13 protein-coding genes and 1 tRNA gene are annotated in these 15,086 nt (G+C 72.1%); 8 read left to right on the top strand and 6 right to left on the bottom strand.

All coding sequences use genetic code 11. The features are described 5' to 3' along the window. The first annotated feature begins 89 nt into the window (after positions 1–89). The 4 genes from AB0B55_RS26690 (at position 90) to AB0B55_RS26675 (ending at position 2,949) form a co-directional block, all read left to right on the top strand. Positions 90–890, top strand: coding sequence for a DUF3105 domain-containing protein (locus AB0B55_RS26690; protein WP_357174562.1), 801 nt, complete (start codon positions 90–92; stop codon positions 888–890). An 8-nt stretch (positions 891–898) separates the two neighbouring features. Continuing rightward, on the top strand, positions 899–1,567 hold the full coding sequence (locus AB0B55_RS26685; RefSeq protein ID WP_357174559.1) for a DUF305 domain-containing protein: 669 nt from the start codon (positions 899–901) through the stop codon (positions 1,565–1,567). Between the two features lie 525 nt (positions 1,568–2,092). After that, positions 2,093–2,785 carry a winged helix-turn-helix domain-containing protein gene (locus tag AB0B55_RS26680; RefSeq protein ID WP_355052838.1) on the top strand — a complete coding sequence of 231 codons (693 nt, stop codon included), beginning with the start codon at positions 2,093–2,095 and terminating at the stop codon, positions 2,783–2,785. A gap of 92 nt (positions 2,786–2,877) precedes the next feature. Beyond that, a tRNA-Arg gene (locus tag AB0B55_RS26675) sits at positions 2,878–2,949 on the top strand. Positions 2,950–3,427: 478 nt separating this feature from the next. Here AB0B55_RS26675 and AB0B55_RS26670 read toward each other — a convergent pair. From AB0B55_RS26670 to AB0B55_RS26655, 4 genes are all read right to left on the bottom strand, one after another. Beyond that, positions 3,428–5,809 carry an excinuclease ABC subunit UvrA gene (locus tag AB0B55_RS26670; protein WP_357174556.1) on the bottom strand — a complete coding sequence of 794 codons (2,382 nt, stop codon included), beginning with the start codon at positions 5,807–5,809 and terminating at the stop codon, positions 3,428–3,430. Positions 5,810–5,843: 34 nt separating this feature from the next. Continuing rightward, the gene (locus AB0B55_RS26665; protein WP_357133907.1) at positions 5,844–6,293 is read right to left on the bottom strand and encodes a helix-turn-helix transcriptional regulator; all 450 of its coding nucleotides are present in this window, start codon (positions 6,291–6,293) and stop codon (positions 5,844–5,846) included. 103 nt (positions 6,294–6,396) lie between these two features. Continuing rightward, on the bottom strand, positions 6,397–7,356 hold the full coding sequence (locus tag AB0B55_RS26660) for an ATP-dependent DNA ligase (RefSeq protein ID WP_357174553.1): 960 nt from the start codon (positions 7,354–7,356) through the stop codon (positions 6,397–6,399). 31 nt (positions 7,357–7,387) lie between these two features. After that, complete coding sequence (locus tag AB0B55_RS26655; protein ID WP_357174550.1) at positions 7,388–8,881, bottom strand: MFS transporter; 1,494 nt, start codon at positions 8,879–8,881, stop codon at positions 7,388–7,390. 122 nt (positions 8,882–9,003) lie between these two features. On the opposite strand from AB0B55_RS26655, the gene AB0B55_RS26650 reads away from it, so the two are divergent. The 3 genes from AB0B55_RS26650 (at position 9,004) to AB0B55_RS26640 (ending at position 12,282) form a co-directional block, all read left to right on the top strand. After that, on the top strand, positions 9,004–9,390 hold the full coding sequence (locus AB0B55_RS26650; RefSeq protein ID WP_355052881.1) for a helix-turn-helix domain-containing protein: 387 nt from the start codon (positions 9,004–9,006) through the stop codon (positions 9,388–9,390). A gap of 100 nt (positions 9,391–9,490) precedes the next feature. Continuing rightward, entirely contained in the window at positions 9,491–10,078 is a 588-nt protein-coding gene (locus AB0B55_RS26645) for a helix-turn-helix domain-containing protein (protein ID WP_357174547.1), read from the top strand. Further along, the gene (locus AB0B55_RS26640; RefSeq protein ID WP_357174544.1) at positions 10,078–12,282 is read left to right on the top strand and encodes an MMPL family transporter; all 2,205 of its coding nucleotides are present in this window, start codon (positions 10,078–10,080) and stop codon (positions 12,280–12,282) included. The genes AB0B55_RS26645 and AB0B55_RS26640 overlap by 1 nt, the downstream gene beginning before the upstream one ends. Before the next feature lie 96 nt (positions 12,283–12,378). Here AB0B55_RS26640 and AB0B55_RS26635 read toward each other — a convergent pair whose 3' ends face one another. Continuing rightward, entirely contained in the window at positions 12,379–13,635 is a 1,257-nt protein-coding gene (locus AB0B55_RS26635; RefSeq protein WP_357133892.1) for an erythromycin esterase family protein, read from the bottom strand. 100 nt (positions 13,636–13,735) lie between these two features. Here AB0B55_RS26635 and AB0B55_RS26630 point away from each other — a divergent pair, with 100 nt between their 5' ends. Beyond that, entirely contained in the window at positions 13,736–13,927 is a 192-nt protein-coding gene (locus tag AB0B55_RS26630) for a DUF2795 domain-containing protein (protein WP_357133889.1), read from the top strand. A 50-nt stretch (positions 13,928–13,977) separates the two neighbouring features. Here AB0B55_RS26630 and AB0B55_RS26625 read toward each other — a convergent pair whose 3' ends face one another. Next, positions 13,978–14,880 carry a Gfo/Idh/MocA family oxidoreductase gene (locus AB0B55_RS26625; RefSeq protein WP_357174541.1) on the bottom strand — a complete coding sequence of 301 codons (903 nt, stop codon included), beginning with the start codon at positions 14,878–14,880 and terminating at the stop codon, positions 13,978–13,980. Positions 14,881–15,086: the final 206 nt, after the last annotated feature.

Below are 15,086 nucleotides of genomic sequence, written 5' to 3'. Positions count from 1 at the left end.
TTATCGGGGGTAGACTCGGGCACTCGGCGGCTACCCTGCGCGTCAACCGGCCCGCCATCTCCCCTGACCGACCGACTTGACGAGGCACGATGAGCATCAGCACCCCGGGTGGCCCAGAGCGCCGCCCGACCGTGGTCAGCACCGGCAAGAAGCCGGCCGCAGGCCGGCCGGCGCCTGGCGCCAAGGCCGGTACCGGCAAGCCGACGGGCTCCCCCCGGGCCGGTGGCAAGGGCCCGCGCAAGCCGGTCGCACCGGTCAAGGTGAGCCAGGGCCGGGCGTGGGGTCCGATCGCGCTCTTCGTCGCCGTGGGCGTTCTCGCGGCCGGCATCATCGGCTACGGCGCCTGGGCCGCGGTCCAGGGCTCCAAGCCGTGGGACAAGCGGGCCAACGCCATCGACGGCATCACCAACATCCGCAAGTCCGACCCGGAGAGCCTCAAGTACGAGGCGCACAAGGCCGGCCCGCTGACCTACAAGTACTCGCCGCCCGTGGGTGGCGTGCACAACGCGGCCTGGCAGAACTGCATGGGCGACGTGTACGACGCCCCGATCGCCAGCGAGCACGCCGTGCACAGCCTCGAGCACGGCGCGGTGTGGATCACGTACCGCCCGGACCTGCCCAAGGACCAGGTCGACAAGCTCGCCGGCAAGGTGCGTGGCGTCGAGAAGATGCTGATGAGCCCGTACGAGGGCCTGGACAAGCCGATCTCGCTCCAGGCGTGGGGCTACCAGCTCAAGGTCGACAACGCCGACGACAAGCGGATCGACGACTTCATCAAGGACCTGCGGGTGAACGCCTCGGTCGAGGGCCCCACGGCGCTCTGCAACCAGGGCGTCACCGCCACCGGCACCACCCCGCGTGAGCTCCAGCAGCAGCCGCCCACCCAGTAAGGACCTCGATGACAGCCCCCACCACCACCGACAGCGAGTACGACGAGACCCAGGCCGGCCCAGACGAGGGCGGCCGGGCGCCGGCACGGCGCTACGGGCTGCTCGCGCTTACCGCCCTGCTGGTGGTGGGGCTGTTGCTCGGGTACGCCGGCGGTCTGCTCACCCCCCGGCTCACCCGCCCCGGTGACGCCTCGGTCGAGGCGGGTTTCGCCCGGGACATGACGACCCACCACACCCAGGCCGTGGAGATGAGCCTGATCGCGTACCGGTCGGCGACGCTGCCCGAGGTCCGGCAGATCGCCGTCGACATCGCCACCGGTCAGCAGGGTGAGATCGGCGCCATGCAGACCTGGCTGCGCGAGTGGGGGCTGAGCCCGACCGGCTCGCAGCCGCCGATGTCGTGGATGTCCGACGGCGCGGCCGTCAAGGACGGGCTGATGCCGGGCATGGCCACGCCGCAGCAGATGGCCGCCCTGCGCGACGCCAAGGGCATCGAGGTCGACCGGCAGTTCCTGACCCTCATGTACAACCACCACCTGGGCGGGATCCACATGATCGACGCGGCGCTCGCCGAGACCGACAACGCCGAGGTGGTACGGGTGGCCGAGACCATGAAGTCCACCCAGCAGTCCGAGCTGAACAACCTCCGGCAGCTCCAGGCGCAGGCCAAGGGCTGATCCACTCCGCACGGGCACACCGGGCCCGCGTCCCGCCGCACCTCGGCGGGACGCGGGCCCGGCCCGTATCCGGCCGCTGCCCCGCGGCGGGACACGCCGCTGCCCGCCGCGCCGCTGCGCGGGCGCGGCGGGCAGCGGCGGGGGGCGGGGCACGGTCTCGGTGATCGACTCGGATTCCTGCAAATCGGGCTGTCGGCGCGGCCGGGACGCCCCGACTTCCACGAACCCGAGTCGACCATGACATCCACGACGCGGGGGCGCGCATGATCCACCCGAGATCGGCGATGTGGCGGTGTCCAGGCGCGCGGATGCCGCCACATCGGCGACCTGGCGGCGGACCACGCCGGATCGCCACCCGAGCCACGCCGCCCGCCGGACCCGCCGGGCCATCCGGCGACCGTGGCGTCCCATAGATACCTATTCGTCACTTGTGGCCGTTTTGCCCTAGACAGGCGATTACATCGCTTAGAGAGTTTTCTCCACACATATCGTGACCAGTAGTGATTCGTGCTCGTTGCCCAAGACGTGGGGGTTGCACTCAGAGACGCACGGCGCTCGGTCACCAGTTGGTGCCGACGCCACACCATCGGCGGTGACGGGGCGGTGGCAGCCGTCCGTCGCGGACAGCGGCAGGGCGAGCCGGGAATGCTCAGCCGCGAGCAGGAACTCGAACTGATCGACACACTCCGGGGCGTCCACCCCGACGAGTTCGGCCTGGACGAGGAGCTGTGGACGCGGCAGAGCCTCACCACGCTCATCCAGCGCCGGTTCGACCTTCCGCTGGACGTGGGCGCGGTCGGGGCGTACCTGCGGGCCTGGGGGTTGGGTCCGCGCGAGCCGCGCGAGCGTGCCTGCGGGCTCTGCGTCAGCGCGGTCGAACGGTGGGTACGCAGCGAGTACCCGGCGATCACCCGGACGGCCCAGGAGCACCTCGCCGAGGTCTACTGGATCGGGCGGGTACGGCTGCGCGGCACGATGCCGGCCGCCGACGTGATCTCCGCCGTGTCGTCCCGGGGCCGGGTGCGCTTCATGATCACGACGCCGACGGTCGACCCGCCGCTCCCCCGCGACTTCGTACTGCGACTCAGTGGCGAGGAACAGCGCACCGTGCACCTGATCGTGGACGGGTCCTGGCCCCGCAACGAGTGGCCGCGCCGGCTGCCCCGGCGGATCGTCCTGCACCCGCTGCCCAGTTGCGGACGGGCGGTCGCGGCCTGAGTACCGGGTGGGCCGGTCGCCGACACGACCGGCCCACCCGATACCGATTCGGCGTACGCGGAGGAGGTTTGCTAGTCTTCTCCAGTCGCTGAGCCCCCGTAGCTCAGGGGATAGAGCACCGCCCTCCGGAGGCGGGGGCGCAGGTTCGAATCCTGCCGGGGGCACAAGCTTTCGCGCTCCATGTCCGCTGAGAAGCGCGGACCTGGGGCGCTTGTCATTTCTGTCCCGGGGCCGAGCCCCGGACCCCACGCCCCGCCGCCGGCTCGCGTCGAACCGTCCCCGCCCCGGACCCCACTCCCCCGCCGCCCCGGCTCGCGTCGAACCGTCCCCGCCCCGGACCCCACGCTCCCGCCGCCGGCTCGCGTCCAACCGCCCCGCCCGGACCCCACGCCCCGCCGCCGCGCTCGCGTCCAACCGCCCCGCCCGGACCCCACGCTCCCGCCGCCGGCTCGCGTCCAACCGCCCCCGCCCGGACCCCAGGCCCGAACCCATCGACTCCGCGATCTTGCAGTTTCGGTTGTGATTTTGGGCGGGATGCGCCTTTTGCCGCCGCAGAAAGTGCAAGATCGCGGGGACCGTGGGGGCGCGAGGCGGAGCGGCGCGGGGTGGGCGGGGGCGGGGCGGGGGCGGGGCTGGGAGAGATTAGGCGTTGATGTACTCGGCCAGGTGTTGTCCGGTTAGGGTGCTGCGGGCCGTTACCAGGTCGGCCGGGGTGCCTTCGAAGACGATTCGGCCGCCGTCGTGGCCGGCGCCCGGGCCGAGGTCGATGATCCAGTCGGCGTGCGCCATGACGGCCTGGTGGTGCTCGACGACGATCACCGACGTGCCGGAGTCGACCAGCCGGTCCAGCAGGCCGAGCAGTTGCTCCACGTCGGCGAGGTGCAGGCCGGTGGTCGGCTCGTCGAGGACGTAGATGCCGCCCTTCTCGGCCATCCGGGTGGCCAGCTTGAGCCGCTGCCGCTCGCCGCCGGACAGGGTGGTCAACGGCTGGCCGAGGCTGAGGTAGCCGAGCCCGACGTCGACGAGTCGGGCGAGGATGGCGTGCGCCGCCGGGGTACGCGCCTCGCCCGTGCCGAAGAACGCCGCCGCCTCGGTCACCGACATGGCGAGCACCTCGCTGATGTCCCGGCCGCCGAATCGGTATTCCAGTACGGACGCCTGGAACCGCCGCCCCTCGCACTCCTCGCAGGTGGCGGCGACGCCGGCCATCATCCCCAGGTCGGTGTAGATGACGCCGGCGCCGTTGCAGCCGGGGCAGGCACCCTCGGAGTTGGCGCTGAACAGCGCGGGCTTCACACCGTTGGCCTTGGCGAACGCCTTGCGGATCGGGTCGAGCAGACCCGTGTACGTCGCGGGGTTGCTCCGTCGGGAGCCGCGGATCGCGCTCTGGTCGACCGACACCACGCCGTCGGTGCCGGACACCGAGCCGTGGATGAGCGAGCTCTTGCCCGAACCGGCCACGCCGGTCACCACCACGAGCACGCCGAGCGGGATGTCGACGTCGACGTCCCGCAGGTTGTGGGTGTTCGCGCCCCGCACGGCGAGCGTGCCGGAGGGTGTACGCACCGACGACTTCAGCGCGGCCCGGTCGTCCAGGTGCCGCCCGGTCAGGGTGTCGCTGGCGCGCAGCCCGTCGACGGTGCCCTCGAACACCACCTCACCCCCGCCGGTGCCGGCGCCCGGACCGAGGTCGACGACGTGGTCGGCGATGGCGATGGCCTCCGGCTTGTGCTCCACGACCAGGACGGTGTTGCCCTTGTCGCGCAGTCTCAGCAGCAGGCCGTTCATCCGGGCGATGTCGTGCGGGTGCAGCCCGATCGTCGGTTCGTCGAAGACGTACGTGACGTCGGTGAGCGACGACCCGAGGTGGCGGATCATCTTGGTGCGCTGCGCCTCGCCGCCGGAGAGCGTGCCGGACGGTCGGTCGAGTGACAGGTAGCCCAGCCCGATCTCCTCGAACGAGTCGACGAGGTGTTGCAACCCGCTGAGCAGCGGCGCGACCGACGGCTCCCGGATCTCCCGGACCCAGGCCGCCAGGTCGCTGATCTGCATGGCGCAGACGTCGGCGATGTTCTTGCCCGCGATCTTCGACGAGCGGGCCTCGGCGCTGAGCCGGGTGCCGTCGCAGTCGGGGCAGGTCGTGAACGTGACCGCCCGGTCCACGAAGGCACGGATGTGCGGCTGCAACGTGTCGATGTCCTTGGCGAGGAACGACTTCTGGATCTGCGGGATCAGGCCCGAGTACGTCAGGTTGATGCCCTCAACCTTGATCTTGGTCGGTTCCCGGTGGAGCAGGTCCTGCAGCTCCCGCTTCGTGTACTTGCTGATGGGCTTGTCCGGGTCGAAGTAGCCGCAGCCCCGGAAGATCCGCCCGTACCAGCCCTCCATGCTGTAGCCGGGGATCGTGATCGCGCCCTCGTTGAGCGACTTGCTGTCGTCGTACAGCGCGGAGAGGTCGAAGTCGGTGACCGCGCCCATCCCCTCGCAGCGCGGGCACATGCCGCCCAGGCGGTTGAAGGTCGCCTTCTCGGTCTTCGTCTTGCCCGCGCCACGTTCCACGGTGATCGCGCCGCTGGCCCGGACCGACGGGACGTTGAAGGAGAAGGCGTTCGGCGAGCCGATGTGCGGCTGCCCGAGCCGGCTGAACAGGATGCGCAGCATCGCGTTGGCGTCGGTGGCGGTGCCGACGGTGGAGCGGGCGTTGGCCCCCATCCGCTCCTGGTCGACGATGATCGCGGTGGTGAGCCCGGCCAGCACGTCGACCTCGGGCCGGGTCAGCGTCGGCATGAAGCCCTGGAGGAAGGCGCTGTAGGTCTCGTTGATCATCCGCTGCGACTCGGCGGCGATGGTGCCGAACACCAGCGAGCTCTTGCCCGAGCCGGAGACACCGGTGAACACCGTGAGGCGACGCTTCGGCAGCTCGACCGTGACGTCCTTGAGGTTGTTGACGCGAGCGCCCTGTACCCGGATCAGGTCGTGGCGGTCCGCGACGTGCGCCGCGGGCGAGTCCGTGGCCTTGCTCATCGTCTCTCCATCTGCTGGGGTGGCGGGGCCCCGGTCACGCTAGGGGTGGCCGCGTGACCTGCGCTTCTCGATTCCTGATGGGTCTGGTGACCTGCTTCGCCGTACAGGATGGCAGCCCGGCGGTCGACAGCGCCGCCTCCCGGCGGTACGTGCTGGGGGGCATACCGACCAGTTCGGTGAAGCGGGTGCTGAAGGTGCCGAGCGACGAGCAGCCGACCGCGAAACAGACATCGGTGACGCTCAGGTCGCCACGACGCAGCAGGGCCATGGCGCGCTCCACGCGCCGGGTCATGAGATAGCTGTACGGCGATTCGCCGTAGGCGAGCCGGAACTCCCGGCTGAGGTGCCCCGCCGACATGTGGACGCCCCGGGCGAGCGCCTCGACGTCCAACGGCTGCGCGTACTCCCGGTCGATGCGGTCGCGGACGCGACGCAGCCGCGCGAGGTCGGCGAGGCGCTGGCTCTCCGTGGATCGGCTGGTCACCCGGCAAATCGTGCCACAGACCACCGACAAGACAGGACCGCCGGACGGCCGAGCCGGAGCCGAGCCGCGTGGCGGCGGGTGGGGCAGTCGTCGGGGCGTACCGTCAGGTGGTTTCGCGGCGGGCGCGGGCCCGGCGCTTGCCCTCGTGCATGGCCTGAACGCGGGCCACCGGGATGGCGCGACCCTCGGTGACCAGGTCGGCGGGGATCCGCTGGGGTTCCGGCAGCAGCGCGACCCACGGGTCGGTCCCGGCGAGCAGCGCCGGGACCGTCCGGATGGTGAAGTCCGCCGGGGTCACCTCGGTCAGGTCGGCCCAGTCGACCGGGAAGGACACCGGCATCCCGGGCCGTAGTCGCGGGCTGTACGCGGCGACGACCGTCGCCCCGCCGGAGCGGGTGGCGTCCACGAAGACCTTCCCGCCCCGGTCCTCGCGGATGTACGCCGTGGTGGCGAGCGCCGGGTCGAGCCGTTCGGCGCGGACGGCGAGCGCCCGGGTGGCCGCCGCCAACTCCTCGGCGGTGGCGTCGCCGGTGACCGGGACGAAGACGTGCACGCCCTTGGCGCCGCTGGTCTTGACCGCTCCGACCAGGCCGGCGTCGGCGAGCGCCTGGCGGACCAGCAGGGCCGCGTCGACCGCCGCCCGGAACCCGTCGCCCTCGGGCGGGTCCAGGTCGAGCACCAGGTGGGTCGGTCGGTGCAGGTCGGCAACCGTGGCCAGGGTCGGGTGGTACTCGACGGCCCGCTGGTTGGCGAGCCAGAGCAGGGTCCGCCGGTCGTCGCAGAGGGCGTACGAGATCTCCCGGTGCGACGCCTCGGCCCAGACGGGCGTCCGGCGTACCCAGTCCGGGGTGTAGCGGGGCAGGTTCTTCTGCATGAACGGCGGCTGGCCGGGGCGGACCCGGATCACCGACAGCGGCCGGTCCCGGAGTTGCCCGATGATCGGCCCCCGGACCGCGTCGAGGTAGTCGACAAGGTCGCGCTTGGTGGCGTCGTCACGGTCGGACAGCGGCTGGTCCAGGTTGGTCAGGGCCACGCCGTCGCGGGTCTCGTCAGCCTCACTCACCCGATCACCCTCGCGGCCTCGGCGTCGTCGGTCAACCGGACGCGGCGCTCGGAGGCCTGCCGATTTCGAGGACCACGGTCGGTGGCCGGCCCGTCGACCGGTCCGTCGACGTCGGGTCGCGCCCCGCCCGGCCGGCGCGGCACCGTGCAAGCGCCAGCAGCAGGGCGGCGAGCACCAGGGCGGCGGCCACCGCGAACGCCACCCGGTAACCGCCGGCCAGCGCGGCCGCCTCGGCCTGACCGGAGGCCCGCAGAGCGTCGCTGCGGGCCGCCGCGAGGGTCGCCAGCGTCGCCAGGCCGACCGCCCCGCCGACCTGCTGGGTCGTGTTGGCCAGACCGGAGGCGAGCCCGGCGTCGGCGTCGGTCGCGCCGGCCATCGCCAGCGTGGTGACCGCCGGCAGGGTCAGGCCGCCGGCCACCCCGAAGATCAACATCGCCGGGAGTACGTCGGTGAGGTAGCCACCGTCGGCGGACAGCCGGGCGAGCAGCAGGAAACCGACGGCGGCCAGGCCGAGCCCGGTCACCAGCACGGTTCGGGCGCCCCAGCGGGCGATCAGCCTGCCCGACAGGCCGAGCGACACCGCCGCGATCACTACGGGGGTGGGCAGGAACGCCCAGCCGGTCGCCGCCGCGTCCAGCCCGAGTACCAGTTGCAGCTCCACGGCGAGCAGGAACTGGAAGCCGAGGAACGCGGCCACCATGAGGAACTGCACGGTGTTCGCCGCGAGCAGCCCCGGGACGCGCAGCAGTCGGGGAGGCAGCAGCGGGGTGGACGCCACGCGCTGGCGTAGCGCGAAGCCGCCGAGCAGCAGCGCGGCGAGCGCCACCGCGCCGAGGGTGCGCCGGCTGGTCCAGCCGTGCTCACCCGTACCCACGATGCCCAGCACGGCCGCCATCAGGCCGGCGGTGGCGAGCACGGCGCCCGGCACGTCGAGGCCGGCCCGCAGGCCGATGCCCCGCTCGGCGGGGAGCCGGCGGACGGCGGCGAGCAGGATCGCCGCCCCGATCGGGAGGTTCACCAGGAAAATCGAACGCCAGCCAGCCAGCTCGGTCAGCACTCCCCCGGCCACCGTGCCGATCGACGCGCCGGCCGCCCCGGTGAAGCTGTAGACGGCGATCGCGCGGGCCCGCTCGGCCGGCTCGGGATAGAGCCGGACGATCATGCCGAGGCTGACCGCCATGGCCAGCGCGCCACCGACACCCTGGCCGAACCGCGCGCCGACGAGCAGGGCCGGATTGCCGGCCACCGCGCAGGCCGCCGAGGCCACGGTGAACAGCACGACGCCGGCCAGGAAGACCCGGCGTCGGCCGAGCAGGTCACCGAGACGGCCGGCGAGCAGCAACAGCCCGCCGAACGCCACCAGGTAGGCGTTGACCACCCAGGCCAGCCCGGCGGCGGTGAAGCCCAGGTCGCGTTGGACGGCGGGCAGGGCCACCGACACGACGCTGCCATCGAGAATGACCATGAGGCTGCCGGCGCAGAGCACCAGCAGCGCCGGCCAGCGGGACGGGGTCGCTCGGTCCACGGAATCCTCCTTGGTGCACGGTTTGTTACCGACGCCATCGTCTGTGACCATGAGCGGGAGCGGAAGGAGGCACTGTTGTGTCCCAGAGGAACAGCGATGTGTCCGCGCTGGTGGAGGCCGAGCTGACCTGCTCACCCGGGAACGTGCCCTTCACCCCCGGGCAGGCGCGGGCGTGCACCGTCCGTGAGGTGCTCGACCGGGTCGGCGGCAAGTGGAGCATCGGCATCCTGGTGGCGGCCTCGCACGGCCCGGTGCGCTTCACCGAGTTGGAGCGGCACATCGAGGGCATCAGCCGGCGGATGCTCACGCTGACCCTGCGCAACCTGGAACGCGACGGCCTGCTGCACCGCACCGTCTACCCGACCGTGCCGCCCAAGGTCGAATACGTGGCCACCCCGATGGCCCTGGAGCTGTACGAGTCGCTGGTGGCCCTGACGAGCTGGGCCGAGCGGCACCGCCGCGCCATCGCCGAGGCGCGGACCCGGTACGACGCGGAGCACGCGGACTAGACAGGAATCGGGTGTGGGGAACGCCACCCGGTTCGTCTGACCGATCGGTCAGGGTCTGACCGATCGGTCAGGCATGCTGGTTCACGGAGGTGGACCGGTGATGGCCAGAGCGGTGTCCGAAACGCACGGCGAGATCCTCGCCGCGGCGGCGCGACGGTTCGCGGTGACCGGCTACCGGGGCACCTCGTTGCAGGACATCGCCCGCGAGGTCGGCTGCTCCAAGGCCACCGTGCTCTACCACTTCGCCAACAAGGAAGCCCTGCTCGCCGAGCTGATGGCACCGGCCATCATGGTGCTGACCGACCTCGACGACCAGCTCAGCGGCCTGACCGGCGCGGCCGCCCAGGACGTCGCCGCGGTCGGCTTCGTCGACCTCGCGGTCCGGTTCCGGCGGGAGATCGCCGTCCTGCGCGGCGAGTTCCCGGAGCTGCTGTGCCAGCCGGCCTTCGCCCACATCCAGCAGATCTCCGAACGGCTGCGCGACGCGCTGGCCGGCCACTCCGACCGTCCCGGCGCCCGGATCGCCGCGCTGGTGCTGCTGGCCGGCATCTCCGAGGCATGCGCCGAGTTCGTCGACATCCCCGACGACGAGCTGCGTCCCGCCCTGCTCACCCTCGCCCGGCGGGCCGTCGAACCCGTCGGGACACCCCAGCCCCAACCACCCACGACCGAGGACAAGGACTCCTGATGGCCACCCTGCTCTACCGGCTCGGCCGGGGCGCGTTGCGCCGGCGACGGCTCGTCGTCGCGCTCTGGCTCGTCGTACTCGTCGGCGCCGGCCTGGCCGCGGCGACCCTGCGCGGCCCGACGGCGAGCAACTTCACCATGCCCGGAACCGAGAGCCAGCGCGCCCTCGACCTGCTCAGCGAGCAGTTCCCCGCAGCCAGCGGCGCCACCGGCACGATCACGCTCAAGGCGCCCGGCGACGGCCAACTGGCCTCCCCGGAGGGCCAGGCCGTGGTGCAGGAGCTGGTCCAGCAGGCCGGGACGCTGCCCGGCGTCGTCGGCGCGGTCAACCCGCTCCAGGTCGGCGCCGTCTCGCCCAACGGCCGGTACGCGCTGGTGCAGGTTCAGTTCGCCACCGGGGCGGACGAGGTGACCGACGCGCAGAAGACCGCGTACGAGGAGGTCGGCGCGGCGGCCAAGGCGAAGGGCTGGCAGGTCGCCCCGGGCGGTGAGGTGCTGGGCGGGGAGCCGGAGATCGGCTCGACCGAGGCGCTCGGCGTCCTGGTCGCCGCGATCGTCCTGATCATCACGTTCGGCTCGCTGGTGGCCGCCGGCATGACCATGCTCAACGCGCTGATCGGCGTGGGCGTCGGCATGGCCGGCCTGTTCGCGCTGAGCGGCGTCATCGAGTTGACCAGCACGGCGCCGATCCTCGCGCTGATGCTCGGCCTCGCCGTCGGCATCGACTACTCGCTGTTCATCACCTCCCGGCACCGGCAGAACCTGCTCGACGGCCTGCCCCCGGACGAGGCGGTCGGCCGGGCCGTCGGCACCGCCGGCTCCGCCGTGGTCTTCGCGGGCGCCACCGTCGTCATCGCGCTCGCCGGCCTGGCCGTGGTGGACATCCCGTTCCTCACCGTGATGGGTCTCGCCGCCGCCGGCACCGTCACCGTGGCCGTCCTCGTCGCCATCACCCTGCAGCCGGCGCTGCTCGGCTTCGCCGGTCGCCGGGTGCTCCCCCGCCGGCTGCGGGCACTCGCCAACGAGGGCACGCCGGGCACCGACGCGGACCTCGACCGGCCGGCCCCGGCCGAGGACCGCACCCGGTTCGGCTTCCGCTGGGCCCGGTTCGTCACCCGTTTCCGCGTACCCGTGATCCTGGTCGGGCTGCTCGGTCTGGGGCTGCTCGCGCTGCCCACGCCCGACATGCGGCTGGCGTTGCCGGGCGCGGCGACGGCCGCCGTCGGCTCTCCGGCCCGGGTGGCGAACGACCTGACCGTCGAGGGCTTCGGCCCGGGCTTCACGGGCCGGCTCGCGGTGGTCGTCGCGGGCGACGACGCACCGGCGACCGCGGCCGCCGTACCGCAGGTCACCGCGCTGCTGCAACGTACCGAGAACGTCCTCGCGGTGGCGCCGCCGCAGCTCAGCCCGGACGGCCGGACGGCGCTGCTCGGCGTGGTGCCCAAGACCGGCCCGACCGACGAGGCCACCGAGACGCTGGTGCACGACATCCGCGACTCGGTCAGCGGCATTCGCGGCGCGGACGTCCTGCTCACCGGCGTCACCGCGATCGGCATCGACGTCTCCGAGAAGCTCTCCGACGCGCTGCCGGTCTACCTGCTGCTGGTGGTCGGGCTGTCGGTCCTGCTGCTGATGCTGGTGTTCCGCTCGCTGCTGGTGCCGGTCAAGGCCGCGCTGGGCTTCCTGCTCACCGTCGCCGCCACGTTCGGCATCACGGTGGCGGTGTTCCAGCAGGGGCACCTCGCCGACCTGGTCGGCCTGGACACGCCCGGCCCGCTGATCAGCTTCCTGCCGATCCTGCTCATCGGCATCCTGTTCGGGCTCGCCATGGACTACGAGGTGTTCCTGGTCTCCCGGATGCGGGAGGACTTCGTGCACGGTGAGAGCGCCCGGGCGGCCACGATCAGCGGCATGGGGCACGGCGCCCGGGTGGTCACCGCCGCCGCGCTGATCATGATGTCGGTGTTCGGGGGCTTCGTCTTCCTCGATGACCCGGTGATCAAGTCGATGGGCTTCGCGCTCGCCATCGGCGTGGCGATCGACGCCTTCGTGGTCCGCATGACCATCGTCCCGGCCGTGATGTCCCTGCTCGGCGACCGCGCCTGGTGGCTGCCCCGCTGGCTGAACCGCGCCCTGCCCAACGTCGACATCGAGGGCGAAGGCCTCCGCGACCACCTCACGACCCAGGAACCCACGAGGGTCTAGGTCCCAGCCCGGTCGATCATGGAGTTGTGGTGCCCGTCGTGCCCTGACTCGGGCACTTCGTCCGGCACCACAACTCCATGATCGGCGCGGGCCCGGTCACACACCGGCCGGGTACGTCTCCATCTCGCCGGGGGCGGCGGGGACCGCCAGCGGGTGCAGGGCCGTCGTTTCGTCGCACCAGATGAGCGCGTCATAGCGCGCGGCCAGGCGCGTCGGCACATAGTTGCCCCAGGACTCGAACGACGGGTCGTAGACCACCCCGATCGCCCGGTGGTCCGCCGGCTCGGTGACCCAGCCCGGCTGGTCGTCACCGCCGAAGACGAGCACCGCCCGCTCGGGCATCAGCTCGTGCAACCGCCGCTCCACCGAGCCCTCCCGTGCCGGCGGCACCACCATCGCCTCCGAGGGCGAGCCCCACCGGGGAGCGGCGATCACCGTGCCCCGGTAGGTGCCGAACCCGATCAGCGCCACCGCGTCGTCGCCGTGCCGTTCGCGGGCCAACTGACCAATGTTGACCATCCCGTCCGCGGCCATGTCGGTGGCCCGCGCGTCCCCCACGTGCGTGTTGTGCGCCCAGACGATCCCTCGGGCGTCCGGGCCGTAGCGGTGCAGCAGCCGGTCCAAAGTGTCCTGCATGTGGGTGTCGCGGATGTTCCACGAGTCCGGACCGCCGGCCACCATCGCCCGGTAGTAGCGCTCCGCGCCGGCCACCACCTCCGCGTTCTGCCAGGCCGAGAAGCGGTCCGGGCCGTCCGACATGGCCTGCTCCCGGGTACGCGCCAACAGCCGGACCACCTCCTCCTCGCACCGGGCGGAGACGAACCGGCTGGCCGCGCCGTACTCCTCGACCCGCTTGCCGTACGGCTCGAAGCACCGGTACGCGTCCTGCGCCGCCTCCAGCGAGGTCGGGTCCTCCTCCCCCAGGTAGTCGAAGATCGCCTGCATCGACTCCCAGAGGCTGTAGACGTCGAGCCCGTGGAACCCGGTCCGCTCGCCCTCCGGCCGTTGCAGGTTCCACGCCCGCAGCCACCGGCAGAAGCGCGCCACCTCGGCGTTGGCCCACATCCAGGTCGGCCACCGCTCGAAGCGCTCCAGCGCGCTCTGCGGATCGAGGGCCCCGCCGGGCGCGGCGGTGACCGAGCGGTGCACCCGGTCGCAGTCCGGCCAGTCGCCCTCCACGGCCACGAACGAGAAGCCGCACTCCGCGATCAGTCGACGGGTCAACTGCTCACGGAGCCGGTAGTAGTCGTAACTGCCGTGCGTGGACTCGCCGATCATCACCACCCGGGCGTCCCGAACGCGCTCCAGCAACGGGTCGAAGTCGCTCGGCGCGCCGAGCCGCTGAACCAGCATGGCAGCGGCTACCCGGCGCTCACGCCGACAAACCGTCGGCGCGTCGCGAGCCGACACGCCGTCAGCGTGTACGCCTGACACGAGCGGGTAGCCAACCGACATGACCGTGTCAGGCGTGCAGTTGCAGGAGTACCTGGCCGGGCTCGACTACCCGGTCTCCCGCGAGGACCTCGTCCGCTGGGCGCAGGAGAACGGCGCCGACACGAGCATGCTGCACATGCTCCAGGCCCTACCACCCGAACAGTTCGACAACCCCGAAGAACTAACCGAGGCCCTAACAACCCCCACCTAAACCCCAGACCCCGTTGTACGGGGTGGGAGGGGTTTGGGGGATAGGGAGGGTCAGGGAAGGCGGATCGTGCGGGATTGTTGGCGGGCCTCCTCGGCGGCGGCGATGATCGTGACCACCTCGCGGCCAAAGCGGACGTCGCAGCGGTGGTCGTGGGCACCGGTCCGGACCTGCTCGACGAGCTGGTCGATCGCCACACCGAACGCCGTCGCGGCGTCGTTCTCGCCGTGCGGCACGGTCTCGATGCCGTTCTCGCCGTAGAACACGAACTCGCGGGCCATCGCCTCGGTCGGCGCGTCCAGGGAGAGCGAGGCGCTGCTGGTCGCACCACCCTCGTGGGTGAGCAGCAGGTGCACCATCCCGCTCGGGCCGTCCATCGCGGCCACCTGGGTGACCCGCCCCAGCACCGGCAGAAGGATCGAGAGCGCGTGCGGGGCGATGTCCCAGAGCGCGCCGTGCTCGCGACGCCACAGCGAGCCGCCGTACGGGCTGCCGTCCTGGAAGATCGACGCGAAGGCCGTGGTGCGGCCGTGCTGCCAGCCACCGGCGGCGGCGGTCGACGCGAGGAACGCGGTGACGTTCGGCTGGAACCGCTGGGTGAAGAACACCACCGAGGCCACTCCCGACGCCTGGGCGGCGGCGACCACCCGGTCGGCGTCGTCCACGCTGAGCGCCAACGGCTTGTCCAGCAGCAGGTGCCGGCCGGCGTTCGCGGCACGGACCGCGATGTCGGCCTGGACGTCCGGCGGCAGCGCGACGGCGATGGCCTCGCACTGCTCAATGAGGGCGTCGACGTCGGCGTACGCGGGCACGCCGTACCGCTCGGCCAGCGCGGAGGCCCGCTCCGGGTTACGCCCCCACACCCCGACCAGTTCCGCGTCCGGGTGTGCGTGCAGCGCCTTCCCGTGCGTCTCGATCGCCCAGTGACCGGTGCCGAACAAGCCGAACCGCAGCACGTGTACCTCCGCCGTTTCCCCCGACCGTGGCGACGCCACGGACGTGATCCACGCTAGTCGCCCCAGCAGGTCCGTCGGCGGCGGGTCGCCAACCGGAGCAGCACGCGTACTGCCGACCGGGGGTGACCGTGGTCCGACGAGTGCCTGTCGAGCTGCCCCAGATCCGGGGCGCCCCACACCGTCCTGCAGAGCCCCATCCGACTTCC

This window comes from Micromonospora sp. NPDC049107 (assembly GCF_040648595.1).
Taxonomy (GTDB): domain Bacteria; phylum Actinomycetota; class Actinomycetes; order Mycobacteriales; family Micromonosporaceae; genus Micromonospora.
The sequence above is the reverse complement of the archived record's forward strand: the minus strand, read 5'-3'. Positions and strand labels throughout refer to the sequence as shown.

Coding starts and splice junctions, on each gene's coding strand:
- AB0B55_RS26690 (WP_357174562.1), top strand. CDS start 90: ATGAGCATCAGCACCCCGGGTGGCCCAGAGCGCCGCCCGACCGTGGTC.
- AB0B55_RS26685 (WP_357174559.1), top strand. CDS start 899: ATGACAGCCCCCACCACCACCGACAGCGAGTACGACGAGACCCAGGCC.
- AB0B55_RS26670 (WP_357174556.1), bottom strand. CDS start 5,809: ATGAGCAAGGCCACGGACTCGCCCGCGGCGCACGTCGCGGACCGCCAC.
- AB0B55_RS26645 (WP_357174547.1), top strand. CDS start 9,491: ATGGCCAGAGCGGTGTCCGAAACGCACGGCGAGATCCTCGCCGCGGCG.
- AB0B55_RS26640 (WP_357174544.1), top strand. CDS start 10,078: ATGGCCACCCTGCTCTACCGGCTCGGCCGGGGCGCGTTGCGCCGGCGA.
- AB0B55_RS26635 (WP_357133892.1), bottom strand. CDS start 13,635: ATGCTGGTTCAGCGGCTCGGCGCGCCGAGCGACTTCGACCCGTTGCTG.
- AB0B55_RS26630 (WP_357133889.1), top strand. CDS start 13,736: ATGACCGTGTCAGGCGTGCAGTTGCAGGAGTACCTGGCCGGGCTCGAC.